This window comes from uncultured Pseudoteredinibacter sp. (assembly GCF_947502065.1).
Classification (GTDB): domain Bacteria; phylum Pseudomonadota; class Gammaproteobacteria; order Pseudomonadales; family Cellvibrionaceae; genus Pseudoteredinibacter.
Map to the genome: position 1 here is coordinate 383,214 of NZ_CANMYE010000004.1, position 19,597 is coordinate 402,810.

Here is a 19,597-nt window from a genome sequence, read left to right on the forward strand (position 1 = left end):
CATAAAGCGAGATTAAATTAAATGTTTTACACAAAGTTACACTTGGTGTAATAATTTAACAAGCATTCTTTATATGAATACCTCGCCATAAATATACGCTCAAAAGGCAACATTAATAGACGCCAATACTATGGGACTTAGAGAAGATAAAAAGCAGGCCACCCGAGAGCAAATTCTGGCAATAGCCGAAAGCATGTTGGAAGCTCTCGATTTTGAGCAACTAACCATTGATGATTTGGCAAAAGCGGCTCGGATAAGTCGCAAAACCTTCTTCAACTACTTTAGCAACAAAAGCTCAATTCTAGAGGCCCTAGCTATAAAGTGGTTTGCCGATAGAAGCTTCTGGGCAGAAGATGAACTTATCGGCGATGCCGAAGATGCGCTTGTTCCCAGCAATATCGCTGAAATCAGCGACTGGATCGAAAAGCATAAACGCCTATTAATTATGCTTGAAAAGCACACTCAGGTTTTCAGCTATACCGAGCAAGGCAACAACCAAGAACTGGATTTATTTGCCCCGGGCCGAAGTTACCGTATTGAGCGGATCGAGAAGGCCCAATTACAAGGACTCATCCGTAATGATATTCCCGCTTGGCAGATCAGCCGCATGTACGATTGTTTACGACTCGATAGCGTACGATACTGGTTACAACAAACAGATAAGAGCGCCCAATTCAGCAGCTACTATCAAGCCTTAAAATCAGTCTTATTACAGGGTATTAGCCGAAAATAAGTTCTTTTTAGGCAGTTGCACCTCTCGAAAATCATCCACAACAGCCATATTGGTTAGCGCTCACAAACAATAAAATAGAATTATTTCAATAACTTAGTGAACAGTAAAAATTTGCAGGCGCACAAAGCAGCTTTACCTTTACGTTAACGTCAACTTTATTTATAGTGTTCAACACCTGAATGAAGAGCAAAGCTGGAATATGGAACAGAAGAATAAGACCTACAGCATCTCAGAGCTGGCTAAAGAGTTCGATATCACCACCCGCGCCATTCGTTTTTATGAAGACAAAGGTTTGCTAAACCCTACAAGAAAGGGGCAAACAAGAATCTACACCCCTGCTGACCGCACCAAGCTCAAATTGATACTGCGCGGTAAGCGACTAGGGCTAACCCTAGATGAAAGCCGAGACATCATCGGCATGTACAACCCAGGCCAAAGCAATGAAGACCAGCTCAACACATTGCTCGCCAAGATACGCGAACGCAAGAATTACCTGGAACAGCAACTACACGATATCGAAGTGATGATGCTGGATCTGCAAGAATCTGAAAACCGAGCGCTTGAAGCACTAGAGGCGTTAGCCTCTAAACAGCAAGCATAAGCACAAAATAACTGACTAATATCTGCCTTTTTACGGAGCTTTGATATGAACGTTTCATACCCTACCCTAAACTTTGACCTAGGCCAGGACGTGGATATGCTGCGCGATGCGGTATATCAATTTGTACAAGCCGAGCTGGCCCCGCGTGCCCAGGAAATCGACGAGAAAAACGAATTCCCAATGGATATGTGGCGCAAATTTGGTGACATGGGCCTATTGGGTATGACTGTAGAAGAAGAGTACGGTGGCACCAATATGGGTTACCTTGCCCACGTAATCGCAATGGAAGAAATCTCCCGTGCCAGTGCTTCAGTTGGCCTGTCTTATGGCGCCCACTCCAACCTATGTGTAAACCAAATTCGTAAAAACGGAACCCACGAGCAAAAGCTAAAATATTTACCAAAGCTATGTTCTGGTGAACACATTGGTGCCCTAGCCATGTCGGAACCTAATGCTGGCTCTGACGTCGTCAGCATGAAGCTGCGAGCTGAGAAAAAAGGTGATAAATATGTCCTTAACGGCAACAAAATGTGGATCACTAACGGCCCTGACGCCCACACTTACGTGATCTACGCCAAGACCGACATGGAAGCCCACAGCCGTGGTATTACCGCATTCATTGTAGAACGTGACTTCCCAGGTTTTTCACGTCACCAGAAACTCGACAAACTAGGCATGCGCGGCTCCAATACCTGCGAGTTGGTATTCCAAGATTGCGAAGTGCCAGAAGAGAACATTTTAGGCCAACTAAATAAAGGCGCCGCAGTATTGATGAGCGGGCTCGACTACGAACGAACCGTTCTTTCTGGAGGCCCTGTCGGTATCATGCAGGCTTGCATGGACGAAGTCGTACCTTACATCCACGACCGCAAACAATTTGGCCAATCCATTGGTGAGTTCCAATTAATGCAGGGCAAGGTTGCCGACATGTACGCTGATCTAAACGCTAGTCGCGCATATTTATATGCCGTAGCGAAAGCCTGTGACCGCGGCGAAGAATCCCGTAAAGATGCAGCGGCCGTCATTCTTTATACCGCCGAAAAAGCCACGCAAATGGCATTGCAAGCGATTCAAACCTTGGGCGGTAACGGTTACATCAACGAATTCCCAACGGGTCGTTTATTGCGTGATGCTAAGCTGTATGAAATTGGCGCGGGCACTTCGGAAGTGAGAAGGATGCTGATCGGCAGAGAACTCTTCAACGAAACCAAATAACGTGCGAACCCAAAATGCGCTTTTGCTGCGATAGCCGCGTCGGCGCTGTGCTCAGTCGGTCACGTATTAAACATACGCTCCCTCCCTGCGCGCAGTGCCTCCTTGCTATCACAGCAAAATCACCATTTTGGGAATCACACTTCCTATATTAAAAAGGAAGTTGAGTTTTTCGAATGTAGGATTTGTGTGCTGTATGCGTTTTCAAAATCCTCACTGCAAGGACGCAGTGGGGAAACTATAGGGACATATTTACGTGTTTTTGAAGACGCATGCAGCATACAAAGCCGGCAACTAGCAGAGAAATATTACTGTAAAAGAATACTAAACAAGGATTGTTGTTACTGTTGTGCTTTCAAAATCCTCACTGCAAGGACGCAGTGGGGAAACTATAGGGACATATTTACGTGTTTTTGAAAGCACAACAGTAACAGCAAGCCGGTAAGCAGGCACGTAGCTGGCAAAAAAACAGAGCAAAAATTTTAAAAGAACACTGAACGAGGGTTGTTGTCACGCAAGGGGGTTCAAAACCCTCACTGCAGGGATGCAGTGGGGGAGCTACATGGATGTATTTACGCGATTTTGAAACCCCTAGCGTGACAACGACCCGCAAAGCAGGCACAAAAGCAAAACTCTAAAATATAAAGAATACAAAGGAAGCCCGATGAGCTACCAGTCATCCTTAGCAGCAAATAGTTTTAACAACAAAACCGTATTGGTCACCGGCGGTGGTTCTGGTATCGGTCGTTGTATTGCCCATGAACTGGCTTCACTGGGCGCCAAAGTATTACTTCTTGGTCGCAGCATCGACAAACTGCAAAACGTAAAAGACGAAATTATTAGTGATGGCGGTCAAGCCGATTTTGGCAGTGTCGATATTCGTGACGAAGCTGGCGTCGTCGAAGTAATTCAAGGCTTCGTAGAAAACCACGGCCCAATTCACGGCTTAGTTAACAACGCTGGCGGCCAGTTTCCAGCGGAACTCAAAGACATCAGCGCCAATGGCTTCTTAGCGGTAGTGCGTAACAACCTAGTTGGCGGTTTTATCGTCGCTCGCGAGGTTTTTAAACAGAGCATGCAAGAACATGGCGGCAGCGTAGTGAATATTACCGCCGATTATTTTGGCGGCATGCCTTTAATGGGTCACAGTGGCGCCGCAAGAGCCGGCATGGAAAACCTCAGCCAAACCCAGGCCATCGAATGGGCCAATAGCGGCGTACGAGTAAATAGCGTAGCGCCAGGTTATATCGCCTCTTCAGGTATGGATAGCTACGAAGACCCAGACATGATCGCTCGCATCCCCAAGTTCGGCCAGGCTGTACCAACAGGACGCATGGGCACCGAATCTGAAGTCAGCTCAGCAGTATGCTTCTTACTCAGCGATGGCGCGGCCTATATCAATGGCGCCACCATCCCAGTAGATGGCGGCAGCTCATTATGCCTAAGCTCACCACTTTACGATGTAAAAGTGGCCGACAAAAACAACCAAGCATTCGAAGGGTTTCACCGTGGTGAGACTCCCCAGATATTGAAAGAAAACGTAACAAAATAGAATTTGAAACAATAAACCAACAGGAAGCGAGACTTCGCTATGGCTAAAATTCAATCCAAGCTAAATACCCGCGCAGCGGATTTCCAAGAAAACGCCGAGCACATGCAAACTCAGGTGGACGACCTGCATGGCAAACTCGACACCATCAAACAAGGTGGTGGTGAACGCTCCCAGCAACGCCATGTCAATCGCGGTAAATTATTGCCCCGCGACCGCGTAAAAAATCTGTTGGATCCTGGCTCACCCTTTTTAGAGCTATCCCAACTCGCGGGCTATGAAGTCTATGAAGATAATGTACCTGCAGCGGGCATTATTACCGGCATCGGCCGAGTCAGTGGTCAAGAGTGTATGATCATTGCTAATGATGCGACCGTAAAAGGCGGCAGTTATTATCCTCTGACCGTAAAAAAACATTTGCGCGCGCAAACCATTGCCGAGCAAAACCATCTACCGTGTATATCCTTGGTGGATTCCGGCGGTGCTAACCTGCCCCGTCAAGACGATGTGTTTCCAGATCGCGAACACTTTGGACGCATCTTCTTTAACCAGGCGAACATGTCCTCAAAGAACATTCCGCAAATTGCCGCAGTAATGGGGTCTTGTACCGCTGGTGGTGCCTATGTACCTGCCATGGCGGACGAATCCATCATTGTAAAAGAACAAGGTACTATTTTCCTCGGCGGCCCACCGCTGGTTAAAGCCGCTACCGGCGAAATTGTAAGTGCAGAAGACTTAGGTGGTGCGGATGTGCACTGTCGCACCTCTGGCGTAGCTGATCACTATGCGCAAAATGATCACCATGCCTTACAACTCGCTCGACAAGCCGTTGCCCGCTTAAATCGTAAAAAGCCCCTTAACATGGATATTCAAGACAGTGTTGAGCCCGCTTACGATAGCAAAGAAATTTACGGCGTTATCCCGAAGGATTCTCGCAAGCCCTATGATGTCCGTGAAGTGATTGCGCGCATTGTTGATGGTTCTGAGTTCGATGAATTTAAAGCACTGTATGGCACTACACTGGTGTGCGGATTTGCGCGTATCTTTGGATACCCGGTAGGTATCGTCGCTAACAACGGTATTTTATTTGGTGAATCTGCACAGAAAGGCGCCCACTTTGTTGAGCTTTGTGCTCAGCGCAAAATCCCGCTGGTTTTCCTACAAAACATTACCGGCTTTATGGTTGGCCAACAGTACGAAGCTGGCGGCATCGCCAAACACGGCGCCAAGATGGTTACCGCAGTAGCCTGTGCCCAGGTGCCTAAATTTACTGTACTTATTGGTGGCTCTTTTGGAGCTGGTAACTACGGCATGTGTGGCCGCGCTTACGATCCTCGCTTCTTATTTATGTGGCCAAATGCACGCATCTCGGTTATGGGTGGCGAGCAAGCGGCCGGCGTTCTTTCGACTATTAAGCGTGACCAGTTTGAAGCAAAGAACGAAAACTGGAGCGAAGAAGACGAAGCTAAATTTAAGCAGCCCATTATCGATGAGTACGATCGCCAAGGTCACCCTTATTATGCTTCCGCCCGCTTATGGGATGATGGTGTAATTGATCCTGCCGATACTCGTATGGTATTGGGCCTTAGTATTTCTGCCAGCTTGAATCGTGAAATCGACGATACCAAGTTTGGCATCTTCCGCATGTAAGGGGTCATCATGAGCGAATCAATTGAAAAGACCTTAAACATCAGCACCGATGCTCGTGGTGTTCGCACCATCAGCTTAGGGCGCCCAGACATTCACAATGCCTTTGATGATAGCGTGATTGCCGAGCTAAGCGATGCCTTTGCCGATGCGGATCAAGACGAAAACGTACGCATTGTTGTACTGGCTGCTGAAGGTAAAAGCTTCTCTGCAGGTGCCAACCTTGGCTGGATGAAACGCATGGCGACTTACAGCTATGAGGAAAATCTAACAGATGCGAACGCGCTGGCCGAAATGCTGCGCCGCTTAAACTTTATGGGCAAGCCAACCATTGCCCGCGTACAAGGCGCAGCTTTTGGTGGCGCTGTTGGTCTTGTGGCATGTTGCGATATGGCAGTAGCCAGTGAACGTGCCAGCTTTTGTTTAAGTGAAGTTAAAATCGGTTTGATACCGGCTACCATCAGCCCTTATGTAATCGCCGCTATGGGACAGCGCGCTGCACGACGCTATTTCCTCACGGCGGAGCGCTTTAAGGCTCAAGAAGCTCAAGCACTGGGCTTGGTCAGCGAAGTGGTTGAAGAAGCGCAATTGGATGAGGCATTAGAAGGCTTAATCAGCGCCCTACTTGGCAACAGCCCACAAGCTGTCGCCCAAGCTAAGAAGCTAGTCGCCGATGTTGCAGAACGTGAAATTAACAGCGCATTGATTGCTGATACCAGCGAGCGAATCGCCGCTATTCGTGTGTCAGAAGAAGGCCAAGAGGGTTTGACTGCCTTTTTGGAAAAACGTCAAGCCAACTGGATTCAATAAGCGGGAAGATTATTATGTTTAACAAAATTTTAATTGCTAACCGCGGTGAGATTGCCTGCCGGGTAATAAAAACAGCTAAAAAAATGGGCGTGCGCACGGTTGCGGTATATTCCGACGCTGATGCTCATGCACTACATGTAGCCATGGCCGATGAAGCCATTCATATCGGTGCTGCACCTTCTCGCGAGTCATACCTACTTGGTGACAAGGTTATTGAGGCGGCCATTAAAACTGGCGCTCAAGCTATTCATCCAGGCTATGGTTTCCTTTCTGAGAATGCCGACTTCTGTCGTAAGTGTGCCGATAATAATATTGTTTTTATCGGGCCTCCTATTGGCGCTATTGAAGCCATGGGTTCTAAATCTGCTGCCAAGCAGATTATGGAAAAAGCCGGTGTTCCTTTGGTGCCGGGTTATCATGGTGAAGATCAAAGCCGCGATATCATTAAAAAAGCGGCCGACGATATGGGCTACCCCGTGTTATTAAAAGCCGCTGCTGGTGGTGGCGGTAAAGGCATGCGTCAGGTCTGGAACGAATCTGAGTTTGATGAAGGTCTAGAGGCCGCTAAGCGTGAATCCATGAACGCTTTTGGCGATGATCATATGCTGGTAGAGAAATATCTTACCCAGCCTCGTCACGTTGAAATTCAAGTATTTTGTGACACACATGGTCAAGGTGTTTATCTGTTCGAGCGTGACTGCTCTGTTCAGCGCCGCCATCAAAAAGTTATTGAAGAAGCACCCGCTCCAGGCATGAGCGATGCGTTGCGCCAGCAAATGGGTGAAGCCGCTTTAAAAGCCGCACAAGCGATTAACTACGAAGGTGCCGGTACGGTTGAGTTTTTGCTGGATACCGATGGTTCTTTCTACTTTATGGAAATGAATACTCGCCTTCAGGTAGAACACCCCGTAACGGAATATATTACTGGCCAAGATTTAGTTGAGTGGCAGTTGCGTGTTGCTTCTGGTGAGCACCTACCTCTGCAGCAAGATGAGCTAAGCATTAGCGGTCACGCTTTCGAAGCCCGTGTTTATGCTGAAGATCCAGACAATGAATTCTTACCTGCCACCGGTGTTTTAGAGTTCCTGCAGGCACCTGAGGAAAGCGAAAATGTTCGTGTCGATACTGGTGTTCGCCAAGGCGACGAGGTTAGTGTTTATTACGACCCAATGATTGCCAAGCTGATTGTCTGGGATGAAAACCGCGATAAGGCTCTGGCTCGTATGAGCAAGGCTTTAAAGGAATACCGTATCAGTGGTTTAACCACAAATTTGGATTTTCTTTATAACTTGGCTAACGCACCCGCCTTTAAAGAAGCAGACTTAGACACCGGTTTTATCGAGAAGCACCATGGAGATATCTTCCATGATGATGAAAGGGCTTTAAGTGATGAGCTACCTCTGGCTGCTTTGTTTGTGCTGCTGCAGCAAGCTGAAGAAGCCGACGCCCGCGCCAATGCTTGCGGCGATCGCACTTCACCTTGGCACTGCAGTGGTAACTGGCGCTTGAACGAGCCCCATATTCAAACCGTTACTTTGCTGCATCATGAGCAGGAGTGCCCTGTGGATGTTGAGGTTCAACAGCGCAATGGCCAAACCACCTATTTGATTGATATGGGTGGCGAGACGATTAGTGCCCAAGGTAAGCTGGATGGCAGCGAGCTACGTGCGGATTTAAACGGCCACCGTTTAAGCGCTACGGTTGCAGCCCATGATGATGGCTTTAGTTTGTACACCAGCAAGGGTGCTGTAAGCTTTAAGATTGCCAAGCCTGATATGGGCGAGGATCAAGATACCGGTAGTGAAGGCGGTTTAACGGCGCCTATGAACGGTACGATGGTGACGCATTTGGTGGCTGCTGGCGATGCGGTGAAGAAGGATGATGCGCTATTGGTGATGGAGGCGATGAAGATGGAGCATACGATTCGTGCACCAGCCGATGGTGTAGTGAATAGTTTCTTCTTCCAGCCTGGTGAGTTGGTTGATGGTGGTGCATTACTTCTGGACTTTGCTGCCGAAGAGTAAAACACTATTTGAATCTAGCTCAATGTAGGGTTTATGTGACACTTTAGCTTTCAAAACCCTCACTGCCCGGATGCAGTGGGGGAGCTACAGGGATGTATTTACGCGATTTTGAAAGCTAAAGTGACACATAAAGCCGATAGAAATATACCGTAGTTAGTATTATCAAGTGCCTTCGAGCCGGAATAGCTTAGGAGAGTGCTTTGAAAACGCGCCGTAAACCCATCCATGGGGGCTCCCCAAAAACGTCCCTGTTTTTGAGGGTTTTCAAAGCACTCTCCTAAGCTATCCCTCAAAATGTACAAGCAAAAAGTTAATTTGCAGCCAGCGAATAACTAGCTAACGAAATTAATAGATAGAAAACAGGACATGTAACCATGAACATGCCAAAAAAAGTGCGCATAGTAGAAGTTGGCCCAAGAGATGGCTTGCAGAACGAAGCCACGCCGATTAGCGCTGAAACTAAAATCGAATTAATTCATAAATTGGCCGATGCCGGTGTTTCTTATATTGAATCCGGCAGTTTTGTGAATCCTAAATGGGTTCCGCAGATGGCGGGTAGTGAAGCGGTTTTTGAAGGTATTCAAAAACAAAGCGGTGTTGAATATGCCGCCCTCACTCCAAATATGAAAGGCTATGAGCGCGCGGTAGCAGTCGGTGCTGATGAGGTCGCTATTTTTGCAGCCGCCAGTGAAGCCTTTAGTCAAAAGAACACCAACTGCAGTATTGCCGAGAGTATGGATCGATTTGCTCCTATTATGGTGGCGGCTAAAAAAGAAGGCTTGAAAGTGCGCGGCTATGTGAGCTGTGTGGTGGGCTGCCCTTATGAAGGCGATATCGCCCCTGAAAAAGTAGCCTTAGTTGCTGAGAAGTTAATTGAGGCAGGCTGCTACGAGGTTTCCCTTGGGGATACTATTGGCGTAGGAACCCCAGCTAGCGTTAAAACCATGCTGCAGGCTGTTTTGAAAAAAGTACCGTCCGAAAAGCTGGCAGTGCATTTACATGATACTTATGGTCAGGCACTAGCCAATATTTATGCCGCACTCGAGCTTGGTATTGCAGTGGTGGATAGCTCTGTTGCAGGACTAGGCGGCTGCCCATACGCCAAAGGCGCAAGTGGTAATGTGGCCAGCGAGGATGTGGTCTATATGCTAAACGGCTTGGGCATCGAGAGCGGGATAGACTTGGACAAGTTGATCCAAGCTGGTGATTTTATCTGTAAAGCCATTGATCGCGATAACGGCTCTAAAACTGCCAAGGCTTTATTAGCCAAGTGCGGCCATTAGGAGCTGATATAGCACCCCCCCACCTTATCTGAACCCTGTGAGATGTTGATTTTTAACATCTCACACACTTTTTCACTTTCTTTAAGCTAAACTTCATCTTCTGTTGTCATACTCCCTGTATGTGTCCAATCTAGAAGTTGCCATGAAGTTAATTGCTAAATTTGTCGCCCTACTCTTTTCAGCCTTAGTACTCATAAGCGCTGGAGCCTTGCTGTCTCTAGAAAGTTGGCTACCTAGCGCAGTCACTAAGTTCAGCCCAGATTATCTCTCTGGGTCACAAATACAGATTAGGGAGGTGAAGCTTGCTTGGCGCCGCGCCGATATTGAGCTTATAGGAGTTGAGTTGCTCAAAGGTGGCAAGACCCAGGCTAGTATTTCAAAGCTATCACTAGACTTAGAGAGCGAAGACTTGGTTGCGAACATTATGGATCAGCAACTATGGATCAATAGCATCAAAGTCGGCGGGGCTGACTTTGTACTTGAGGAAAAGCCTGGTAGCTGGGGATTAAAAGGCCTTGATTTAGGGCCAGCAGCCACCCAAGAATCAAGCCAAAACACAGAAAATGTAAGTAAACCCTGGCGTGTCGTTCTTAACAATATTGAGTTTGCTAGGATCAACGCCAAGGTGCGAGGTGAAAGCCTTAGCAGTAATGTGGCGCTACACGAGTTTAAGCTAGATCACTTTGATACGCTGTCAAAAACCGTCTCCAGTCAGCTAGCGCTTAGCTTGGCCTTAGACAGTACCAACCTTACTATAAATCAACAGAGCCTATCACTCGCCGGCCAAGTTAGTTTTGAAATAAATTTGATGGCAGATGGCCTGCTATTACAACCGAACTTATCGGGCAGTTTTAAGGCGAACGATATTAACCTTATTACTGGCCAATACGACGATCAGTTAGCGCTGCTAGCCATTAAGGAAATTGATGCCCCACAATTTCATAGTGCCTTCTTGAATAAAGCCAACAGCCAGTTAAAAAGCTTAGCCATCAACGGTATTAGCTTACTGAGTAACACCCCCCAAGAACAACAAATTGATAGCATTAAACTTGCGAATCTAGAGCACCACATGAATGGCATTGCTTTAGAGGCTGGATCTGGGCTAATTGCTCAAGGCATATACATTACAGGTCTCAACAGCCAGTTAACTTTTTCACAGGATTACCAGCTTGCCGTATTAACGGAGATTGAGAAAACACTAGCGCCATTTATCGATGCCAAAGAGCAAGAGCAATCAAAGAGCAACAAAGAAGCCGAAAAGAATTTAGAGGCTACAAATAAACTAAGGGTTACATTAGAAGATGTACAGCTTAACGATAGCCATTTCAAAATTGACGATACAAATTATTCTCCAACTGTTAGCCTGCCGTTAGAGATCAAGAAGTTAGCTATTGATCAATTCGACAGCGAAAACAAAGAAGGATTAAGTCGCTGGGTTTTAGATGCCACTTTAGACAAACAAGGCCAAATCAAGAGCGAGGGTATGCTCAAACCCTTGGCTAGCGATTTAGCCATGCAAGCTAAATTAACTCTTGAACATGTCAACCTAGTAAGCCTTTCGCCCTACTTTGAAAAACAAACAGGCTACTTCATTCACACAGGGCAGCTTTCTCTAGACAGCCAAAGCCAGCTAGATGGCAAGCAGCTAAAGAGTAAAAACCAGATTAATTTGCGTAGCATTGAGTTGGAGCGAGTAGCCGCTAACAAAGCCGATCAGGTAGATCAAAATATTAGTATGCCATTGGATTCTGCCCTTGGATTATTAAGAGATGATAATGGTGATATCAAGCTAGACTTGCCAGTTGATGGCGATATTAGCAGTCCTGCGTTTGGCAGTGGCGATATTCTTAAGCAGGTAAGTAGCCGCGCTTTAAAGGAAGCCAGTGTTGCTTACCTTAAATACGCATTTCAGCCTTACGGTACCTTAATTACCGTCGGCAGCTGGCTAAATGAACAAGCACAAAAAATTCGCCTAGATTCCTTAGCTTTTGATCATGGCCAGAGTGAACTCAGCCAAGAGCAAAAAGACTATTTGCGAAAACTCGGGCAGCTGCTGCAAAAGAAAGACAAGCTCCGGGTTCGTGCCTGCCCAGTTATTAGCGCTCAAGAAGAAACATGGATTGCCCAACAAAACGTCCAATCACAAGAGTCACAAGCTTTTAAGCAAGCAGAGCAATCCTCAACCGCTAAGATAAAGCCTGATCTTGAAATTAAAAATGCACAGCAACTAGCCAATGTCCGATTAGAAGCCTTAAAGTCCTATATGACTCAACAGTTTGCAATCGGCCCTGATCGCCTAATCAGCTGCAAAGTGCAAAACGACAATAAGAACAGCCAAAGCTATATCCATTTAGAGATCTAAACCTACTTAAGGCAGCAACAGATCAGCCATGACTGATCGATATCAATTCTCATTCACTTGGCTTGCTTTACTCTATCAGTTATTCATCTGATTAGAGTAAAGCTCATGAGCTATAGCAGCTTGATCATTATTCATATTCTTGCCGCTACTATTTGGACAGGGGGGCATATCGTTCTTTGCTTGGCTGTACTGCCAAAGGTATTAAAAGAAATGTCGCCAGAGCGACTATTAGATTTCGAGTCAGCCTACGAGAAAATAGGCATGCCGGCTCTCGTCGCACAAATTATTACTGGCTTATTACTAGCGCACCATTGGCTCCCAGAACCCAGCCAGTGGTTAAACTCCACCAACCCAATAGCGCAGGGCATTCAATATAAACTCGCGCTCTTGGGGTTGACCTTTTGTCTAGCATTGGACGCTCGTTTTCGAGTAATACCTAAGCTCTCACAAACCAATCTATGGGATATGGCTTGGCACATCATCGCCGTTACCTGCCTATCAGTTGCCTTTATCATTGTTGGAGCCGGCTTTAAGCTAGGCTTTTGGGCGTAAAACCCGCTCGGGGTCAGAACCTCGGGTTCTGCCCCTATTGTTTCCTGACCCTATTATTTCAAGTACCCACAAAATAGCCACTTGACCCCAAGCTGTGAATCGTGATTCACTTTATGTAACTTATTACAGCATATGGCATAAAATGGCATACCGAGAAACCCCAAAAACCCAAGCTCGCAAGGCTGATACTAAAGCCAAAATTTTAGACGCAGCCCGGCAGATAATCGCTTTAAAGGGCTTTAGCGGTCTGACAGTGGCTACCGCCGCGAAACAGGCTGGTGTAGCAACAGGCTCCATGTACCGCTATTTCCCCAATAAGATTGAGCTTTGTACTGCCCTATTTCGTCAGCTTAGCGGACGAGAAGTCGATGAGATGCGGGCAATTGCCAAGCTTGATTTAAGCCCTGCACAAGCCTTGGCTAGGTGTTGCTTTAACTTTACCCAACGAGCATTTCGCGCCCCGGTACAGTCTTACGCATTGATGGCAGAACCCTTAGATCCAGCACTGGAAATGGAACGCTTGGTCTACCGCCGGGCATATGCCGACGTTTATCAAAGCATTATTGAACGCGGCATCGAGGCTGGCGATTTTGAAGAACTAGACAGCCATACCGCCAGCCTCGCCGTAGTGGGTATGCTAGCCGAGCCCTTGCTTGCACCCTTGCACCAATTTTATTGCGGCGAATCTGCACCATACGACAGCCGCAAGTTGGCACTTAGCATTAGTCGCTTATGCCTAAATTCCTTAGGAGCCAAAGACCAGCTCCAAGATAAAGATTTCAACGAACAATTTAATGAATACGCATAATTGGAGACGATCATGAGCCAGTATCCAATGGCCGAAAGCATAAAGGCCAATACCCACGAAGTAGAAAATATGCCTGTCGTTCTTGAAGATTATAATGTCTTCGATAATGACCCAGGCCTCAAAGAAGGTGTTATTCGAGAAGGCGCTGGGTGGGCGCTGGATCGCCTGCAAAAATTCGGCGAAGTTTGTGGTAGCAAAGAAGCAATCTTAGCAGGCACACAAGCCAACCAAAACAAACCTACTTTACAAACCCATGATCGCTATGGACGTAGGGTAGACGAAGTTGAGTTTCATCCAGCCTATCACCAATTGATGCAATCATCGTTTGAATATGGCATTGGCGGCTTGCCATGGGCCGAGCCTAAAGCTGGCGCACATGTTGCTCGCGCAGCAAGCTTTTATATGCAGACACAAGTTGAGGCCGGCCACCTTTGCCCTACCTGCATGACTTACGCCAGTGTGCCTACTCTTAAAAAACAACCTAATATTGCAGACATCTGGTTACCCAAGGTGATGTCGTCTGGATACGACCCCCGCAATGTGTCCTACAAAGATAAGCAAAGCTTGACCATCGGCATGGCCATGACAGAAAAACAAGGTGGCTCCGATGTGCGCCGAAACTCTACCCGCGCCTATCCCATTGGTGAGCGCGGTGCAGGCATGGAGTATGAACTTGTTGGTCATAAATTCTTTGTCTCTGCCCCAATGTGTGATGCATTCTTGGTGCTTGCCCAAGCCGAAGGTGGCATATCATGTTTCTTGGTTCCACGCTGGCGCCCAGATGGCAGTAAGAACCCTATGCAAGTTATTCGCCTGAAAGACAAAATGGGTAATGTATCAAACGCATCAAGTGAAACAGAATTACGTGGTGCCTTCGGCTGGCTAATTGGTGAAGAAGGCCGCGGCATTGCCAATATTCTAGAAATGGTTGCCTGCACTCGCTTCGATTGTGTAAGTGGTAGCGCGGGGCAGATGCGCGCTCATATGTATCAAATTGTGCACCACACTAGTCAGCGTGAAGCTTTTGGTAATCGTTTAGACAGACAACCCTTGATGCAAAATGTCTTGGCCGATCTAGCACTGGAATCTGAAGCTGCAACGGCCATGGCCATGCGTCTTGGTCGCGGCATGGATGAATCTGGCTTGAACGAAGAAGCCGATATGTTTACCCGTATGGCAACCGCAGTATGCAAATACTGGATTTGCAAACGCACACCAGGCCATGCCTATGAAGCTATGGAAGCGATCGGCGGCTCGGCAGTCATGGAAAATAGCTTGATGCCGCGCTTCTATCGTGAGGCCCCAGTAAACTCAATTTGGGAAGGCAGTGGTAATGTTCAGTGCTTGGATGTATTACGTGCAATGGGTCGCGAGCCTGGCTCACTTGAAGCGTTTATCGGTGAGCTAAACAAAGCCAAAGGCCAGGATAAGCGTTTTGATGCCCACTTGAATGGCCTGCTAAAACAATTTAGTAACTTGGATGATATCGAATACCGCGCCCGCCACGTAGTTGAACAAATGGCTTTAGGCTTGCAAGGAAGTTTATTAATTCAAGCCGGTAATAGTTCTATCGCAGATGCATTTTGCGCAGGCCGACTAGAAGGAAATTCTGGCAATACCTATGGCATGTTGCCTAAAGGTGTTGATGTAGAGGCTTTGATTGATCGTTGCCGTGTTTCATCTTAACTCTACGTGTTATATACACAAGAAAGGGCCATTAACTGGCCCTTTTACTTTTAGATGAAGACAATATTTTAGTTAAGCCCTCTGGCGAACAGCCTCGAATAAACACACACCGGTTGCTACCGAAACATTCAAGCTACTCACTTCGCCTGCCATCGGGATATTGATCAAAGAGTCACAGCATTCGCGGGTTAGTCGTCGCATACCTTTGCCCTCGGCGCCCATAACTAATGCCATAGGACCGGTTAGGTCACTTTGATATACCCCGGCATCGGCCTCACCAGCGGTACCAATTATCCATACGCCTTTTTCTTGTAGTGCTTTTAAAGTACGCGATAAATTGGTCACACTAATATAAGGCAGCACCTCGGCGGCGCCACAAGCAACCTTGCGCGCGGTATCATTAAGACTGGCCGAGTTATCTTTAGGCGCAATAACCGCCTGCACCCCAGCCGCTTCAGCTGTCCGTAAACAAGCGCCCAAGTTATGCGGGTCTGTAACACCGTCTAAAACCAATAAAAACGCGGGAGTCGTTAAATCATCAATAAGCTCGTATAGATATTTTTCATCATGGAGCTTGCCCGGTTTAGCGAAGGCAATCACCCCCTGATGGTTGCCCTCCACTTTCTCATCAAGCTGTTTACGGCTTACTGAACTTACAGGAACAGACATCTTTTGTGCAGCGGCCAATACCTTCTGCAGGCGCTGATCGTTGCGATTTTTTAGCACCCACAGTTCATTAACTCTTTGCGGGCTGGTTTTTAACAAGGCCTGCACAGCATGCAAGCCAAAAATAGTTTCTAGTTTTGCCATTATTCATTCTAACTCAATTTTCAGGGCGTGCAGATATCTTCAGAATTTGGATAACTACCCTGCCTTTTCAAAAAGCTCACTTGCGTTTTTTAGGCGCCGTTGATTTTTTTACTTTTTTCTGGTGCTTTTTAGAGGCAGAAGCACTTTTTGCTTTGCGTACTTTATTACCCTTGCTTGGCTTTTTTTTAGCAGCTGTCTTAGCCGCACTTTCTTTGCCTTTCGAAGAATTCGACTTTTCTCCAGGTTTACGCTCTTCATCATCGGTCAAATCGCGCAGCTTTTTCATATTCGCTTTAGTATCAATTTTACCGCTGGATTTGCGCTTTTTCTTAGCGTTCTTTTTGCCACCACCTTGCAAACGCTCTACCAACTCTAGGTCTACTTTGCGCTCGTCCAAGTCGACCCGGACTACTTGCACACGAAGTTCATCGCCTAAGCGGAAAACTTGCCGGCTTTTCTCACCAATCAAACGGTGCTGGGCCGCCTCGAAATGATAGTAGTCATGGGGGAGCGCACTGATATGCACCAAGCCCTCTACATAAATATCTTTCAGCTCTACAAAAATACCGAAACCGGTTACTGCATTGATAATACCTTCAAAGGTTTCCCCAACGCGATCTTGTAGGTACTCACATTTCAGCCAACTGACAACATCACGACTTGCTTCATCTGCTCGGCGCTCATAGCTTGAGCAGCTTTCGCCGAGGCTCAGCATTGAAGGCATATCATATGGGTAAATAGCCGCCTTGTTGATAATTTTAGCCCCCTTCACTTTTTGCACAGGTGGCTTACTAAACAAGGCTAATAATTGCTGACCTAAACCCCCACGCCCGCGAATTACTGAGCGTATTGCGCGGTGAACGAGCAGATCAGGATATCTGCGGATTGGTGAGGTAAAGTGAGCATAGGCTGGATAACATAAGCCAAAATGGCCTTTATTATCTGGACTATAAACGGCTTGCTTCATGCTGCGAAGCATGACAGTTTGAATTAAACCCGCTTCTGGTCTATCTGCAATCGACTGCAATAACTGCTGAAAATCTGCCGACTTAGGCTGTAAGCGCCCACCAAGACTGAGCCCCATTTCTCCCAGAAAATCACGTAAATTTTCTAGTTTCTCTTCACCCGGGCCTTCATGCACTCGATACAAAGCAGGTAATTCGAGCTTCTCAAGAAAGCGTGCTGCGCAAACATTGGCGCACAACATACACTCTTCAATAAGCTTATGGGCATCATTGCGCTCAACCGGGACAATCTGTTCGATTTTACGATCATCATCAAACAGAATACGCGTTTCAGTAGTCTCGAAGTCGATAGCGCCACGCTCACTGCGATTTTCACGAAGAACTTTATACAAATCATGCAGTGCATCTATGTATGGCAGTAGCTGAGTGCGAGCCTTGCGAGGGCCACTTTGAGCGTTACCACGCTCCTCAAGTATGCGGCCTACTTCGGTATACGTTAGGCGGGCGTGAGAATGGATCAAGCCTTCATAAAACTGATAGCCACTCACTCGTCCTTTGGCGCTAATGGTCATTTCACAGACCATTGCCAAGCGATCCACATCTGGGTTTAAAGAGCATAGACCATTGGAGATAGCCTCTGGCAACATAGGTACGACGTGATCGGGGAAATAAACCGAAGTACCGCGTGTTTGCGCCTCTCTATCGAGCGCCGAGCCCAGGGTAACGTAGTGAGATACATCGGCAATCGCCACGTACAAACGCCAACCCTTGGTTTTCTTATTGGGGATACAGAGCACAGCATCATCAAAATCGCGCGCATCTTCGCCATCGATAGTAACAAAGGGCAAATCACGTAAATCGACACGATGTTGCTTGTCTTCTTCGGCAACCTCACTGTCTAAAGCCGCCGCTTCAGCGCTTACATCACTTGGCCAAAGATGCGGAATTCCATGAGAGCGAATAGCAACATCGATTTCCATTCCAGGTGCCATATGATCACCCAGCACTTCTAAAACTCGACCGGCGGGGTGCTGGCGACGATCTGGTTGTTGAGTAATTTCAACAACCACATACTGCCCAGGCTCAGCGGCAGCGGTTTCACCAGCTGGAATCATAACATCATGAATTAAGCGCGCATTATCTGGACGAACAAAATTAACACCGCTTTCAGCATAAAAGCGCCCCACAACCTGATGGGTATTGCGCGCAATAACCTCAACAATATGCCCTTCTCGCTTGCCGCGATAGCCTTTACCACTATCGCGCACCAGGACTTCATCGCCGTCAAATACCTTGCGCATCTGGCGGCCGGCCAAATAAAGATCATCCCCACCGCTAGCGGGAATAACAAAGCCAAAACCATCTTTATGGCCATGTACACGCCCCTTAATGAGATCGAGGTGGTCAACTGGACCATAAGCCCAGCGACGGTTGCGCATGAGCTGCCCGTCCCGCTCCATGGCTATCAAGCGCCTACGCAATGCTTCGATAGACTCTTCATCTGTGAGCTCTAATAGCTGGCAAAGCTCTGGGTGGGTTAGTGGCCCTGCCGCTTCGTCCAGCGTTTTAAGGATAAATTCCCGGCTAGGTATTGGATTGGCGTATTTTTGGGCTTCACGCTCCGCATGGGGGTCATGCGATTGTTTATTTTTTGGCAAAATTGGGTCCCGCTAAGGGGCTCATATAGAATTGATGAGCCTATCAATTGAATAAGCTCATTATAGGTGATTAGGCCTTAGCTGACACGATTTATCAGCTGCCCGATATTGGCCGAGGAGCCACCATTTTGGATTCCCACCAAGGTTTGGGTAAGCTCAAAGCTCTTACGATTCAATTCAGCTTGGCTAATTCGTTGCTCTTCAACGCTTTGCTTTTCACGCTCTAGAGAATCCTTCTTATCCTCCATAGCGGCTTGCTCTGATCTGATCTTAGCTTCTTCCTCTTTAGCACGGCGCTCAGCGTCAGCTAACAAAGTGATTTCTCTTAGCGCTTGCTGCTCAAGCTGAGCGGCGCGAGCAGCAACCCTTCTATCTTGACCAGAAGGTTCTGCTGGGGCCAAAGCCGCCCGCTGTACTTTTCGAGCATTCTCTAAAGTTGCTTTTGGATCACCAGCCACTTCTTGAATGGCAATAGGTACCTCACCACCAACCGCATAATTTTTACCGTCAGGACCTTTCTCATATTGATAGCTGGGCGCGCCAGCGAGTTCGCCGCCGACATTCGCATGGGCCTGCTCATGATCGCGCACCTCTCTATCACGAGCTGCAAGCTTTTGAATCAGCTCAAGTTCTTGCTCACTCAGCGGCTCGCCATCTATACCTTTTTGCCCTTGTGCATTGCCCTTATTTTCTTCGCTTTCTGCCTCAGGCCTGTCGCTTGAAGCTTCATTGCTTCGGTTTCGACGTAGATTTTTTTCGGTTTTATTGGATTCATCGACTGGGCGAATCGTGCTTTGCTGAGCATCAGGATTCGCTTCACCGACAGGTTTATTCACAGGTGATTCAAAAGGACTTACCGTATTAGGCAAGCTTGGCTGAGGGCTAAAACTGATCATA

15 protein-coding genes are annotated in these 19,597 nt (G+C 47.3%); 12 read left to right on the forward strand and 3 right to left on the reverse strand.

Annotated elements, in window-relative coordinates; translation table 11 throughout:
• The first annotated feature begins 130 nt into the window (after positions 1-130).
• From Q1A41_RS13170 to Q1A41_RS13225, 12 genes are all read left to right on the forward strand, one after another.
• Positions 131-733, forward strand: a complete 603-nt coding sequence (locus Q1A41_RS13170; protein WP_299979741.1) for a TetR/AcrR family transcriptional regulator — start codon at positions 131-133, stop codon at positions 731-733.
• 199 nt (positions 734-932) lie between these two features.
• Positions 933-1,334, forward strand: coding sequence for a MerR family DNA-binding transcriptional regulator (locus Q1A41_RS13175; protein WP_299773833.1), 402 nt, complete (start codon positions 933-935; stop codon positions 1,332-1,334).
• A 45-nt stretch (positions 1,335-1,379) separates the two neighbouring features.
• A complete protein-coding gene (locus tag Q1A41_RS13180; protein ID WP_299979744.1) occupies positions 1,380-2,549 on the forward strand; it encodes an isovaleryl-CoA dehydrogenase in 1,170 nt (389 codons plus the stop codon).
• 661 nt (positions 2,550-3,210) lie between these two features.
• Complete coding sequence (locus tag Q1A41_RS13185; RefSeq protein ID WP_299979747.1) at positions 3,211-4,098, forward strand: SDR family oxidoreductase; 888 nt, start codon at positions 3,211-3,213, stop codon at positions 4,096-4,098.
• 39 nt (positions 4,099-4,137) lie between these two features.
• Positions 4,138-5,745 (forward strand): carboxyl transferase domain-containing protein, encoded by a 1,608-nt coding sequence (locus tag Q1A41_RS13190; RefSeq protein WP_299979750.1) that lies wholly within the window; start codon positions 4,138-4,140, stop codon positions 5,743-5,745.
• Positions 5,746-5,754: 9 nt separating this feature from the next.
• Positions 5,755-6,552, forward strand: a complete 798-nt coding sequence (locus Q1A41_RS13195; RefSeq protein ID WP_299979753.1) for an enoyl-CoA hydratase/isomerase family protein — start codon at positions 5,755-5,757, stop codon at positions 6,550-6,552.
• 14 nt (positions 6,553-6,566) lie between these two features.
• A complete protein-coding gene (locus tag Q1A41_RS13200; protein WP_299979754.1) occupies positions 6,567-8,576 on the forward strand; it encodes an acetyl/propionyl/methylcrotonyl-CoA carboxylase subunit alpha in 2,010 nt (669 codons plus the stop codon).
• Between the two features lie 374 nt (positions 8,577-8,950).
• Complete coding sequence (locus Q1A41_RS13205; RefSeq protein ID WP_299979756.1) at positions 8,951-9,859, forward strand: hydroxymethylglutaryl-CoA lyase; 909 nt, start codon at positions 8,951-8,953, stop codon at positions 9,857-9,859.
• A gap of 142 nt (positions 9,860-10,001) precedes the next feature.
• Positions 10,002-12,221, forward strand: coding sequence for a DUF748 domain-containing protein (locus Q1A41_RS13210; RefSeq protein ID WP_299979759.1), 2,220 nt, complete (start codon positions 10,002-10,004; stop codon positions 12,219-12,221).
• 105 nt (positions 12,222-12,326) lie between these two features.
• Entirely contained in the window at positions 12,327-12,773 is a 447-nt protein-coding gene (locus Q1A41_RS13215) for a CopD family protein (RefSeq protein WP_299979761.1), read from the forward strand.
• A gap of 142 nt (positions 12,774-12,915) precedes the next feature.
• Complete coding sequence (locus Q1A41_RS13220) at positions 12,916-13,581, forward strand: TetR/AcrR family transcriptional regulator (RefSeq protein WP_299979764.1); 666 nt, start codon at positions 12,916-12,918, stop codon at positions 13,579-13,581.
• A gap of 12 nt (positions 13,582-13,593) precedes the next feature.
• Positions 13,594-15,267, forward strand: coding sequence for an acyl-CoA dehydrogenase family protein (locus Q1A41_RS13225; RefSeq protein ID WP_299979767.1), 1,674 nt, complete (start codon positions 13,594-13,596; stop codon positions 15,265-15,267).
• 72 nt (positions 15,268-15,339) lie between these two features.
• Here Q1A41_RS13225 and rlmB read toward each other — a convergent pair whose 3' ends face one another.
• The 3 genes from rlmB to Q1A41_RS13240 all read right to left on the reverse strand — a co-directional run bounded on the left by rlmB (position 15,340) and on the right by Q1A41_RS13240 (position 19,596).
• Positions 15,340-16,077, reverse strand: coding sequence for a 23S rRNA (guanosine(2251)-2'-O)-methyltransferase RlmB (rlmB, locus tag Q1A41_RS13230; RefSeq protein WP_299979770.1), 738 nt, complete (start codon positions 16,075-16,077; stop codon positions 15,340-15,342).
• Positions 16,078-16,153: 76 nt separating this feature from the next.
• On the reverse strand, positions 16,154-18,700 hold the full coding sequence (rnr, locus tag Q1A41_RS13235) for a ribonuclease R (protein ID WP_299979773.1): 2,547 nt from the start codon (positions 18,698-18,700) through the stop codon (positions 16,154-16,156).
• A gap of 77 nt (positions 18,701-18,777) precedes the next feature.
• Positions 18,778-19,596 carry a putative metalloprotease CJM1_0395 family protein gene (locus Q1A41_RS13240; RefSeq protein ID WP_299979776.1) on the reverse strand — a complete coding sequence of 273 codons (819 nt, stop codon included), beginning with the start codon at positions 19,594-19,596 and terminating at the stop codon, positions 18,778-18,780.
• Position 19,597 lies beyond the last annotated feature (1 nt).

Excerpts from the sequence above, each read along its gene's own strand:
- Q1A41_RS13170 (WP_299979741.1), top strand. The coding sequence starts at position 131 with ATGGGACTTAGAGAAGATAAAAAGCAGGCCACCCGAGAGCAAATTCTG.
- Q1A41_RS13175 (WP_299773833.1), top strand. The coding sequence starts at position 933 with ATGGAACAGAAGAATAAGACCTACAGCATCTCAGAGCTGGCTAAAGAG.
- Q1A41_RS13180 (WP_299979744.1), top strand. The coding sequence starts at position 1,380 with ATGAACGTTTCATACCCTACCCTAAACTTTGACCTAGGCCAGGACGTG.
- Q1A41_RS13185 (WP_299979747.1), top strand. The coding sequence starts at position 3,211 with ATGAGCTACCAGTCATCCTTAGCAGCAAATAGTTTTAACAACAAAACC.
- Q1A41_RS13190 (WP_299979750.1), top strand. The coding sequence starts at position 4,138 with ATGGCTAAAATTCAATCCAAGCTAAATACCCGCGCAGCGGATTTCCAA.
- Q1A41_RS13195 (WP_299979753.1), top strand. The coding sequence starts at position 5,755 with ATGAGCGAATCAATTGAAAAGACCTTAAACATCAGCACCGATGCTCGT.
- Q1A41_RS13200 (WP_299979754.1), top strand. The coding sequence starts at position 6,567 with ATGTTTAACAAAATTTTAATTGCTAACCGCGGTGAGATTGCCTGCCGG.
- Q1A41_RS13205 (WP_299979756.1), top strand. The coding sequence starts at position 8,951 with ATGAACATGCCAAAAAAAGTGCGCATAGTAGAAGTTGGCCCAAGAGAT.
- Q1A41_RS13210 (WP_299979759.1), top strand. The coding sequence starts at position 10,002 with ATGAAGTTAATTGCTAAATTTGTCGCCCTACTCTTTTCAGCCTTAGTA.
- Q1A41_RS13215 (WP_299979761.1), top strand. The coding sequence starts at position 12,327 with ATGAGCTATAGCAGCTTGATCATTATTCATATTCTTGCCGCTACTATT.
- Q1A41_RS13220 (WP_299979764.1), top strand. The coding sequence starts at position 12,916 with ATGGCATACCGAGAAACCCCAAAAACCCAAGCTCGCAAGGCTGATACT.
- Q1A41_RS13225 (WP_299979767.1), top strand. The coding sequence starts at position 13,594 with ATGAGCCAGTATCCAATGGCCGAAAGCATAAAGGCCAATACCCACGAA.
- rlmB (WP_299979770.1), bottom strand. The coding sequence starts at position 16,077 with ATGGCAAAACTAGAAACTATTTTTGGCTTGCATGCTGTGCAGGCCTTG.
- Q1A41_RS13240 (WP_299979776.1), bottom strand. The coding sequence starts at position 19,596 with ATGATCAGTTTTAGCCCTCAGCCAAGCTTGCCTAATACGGTAAGTCCT.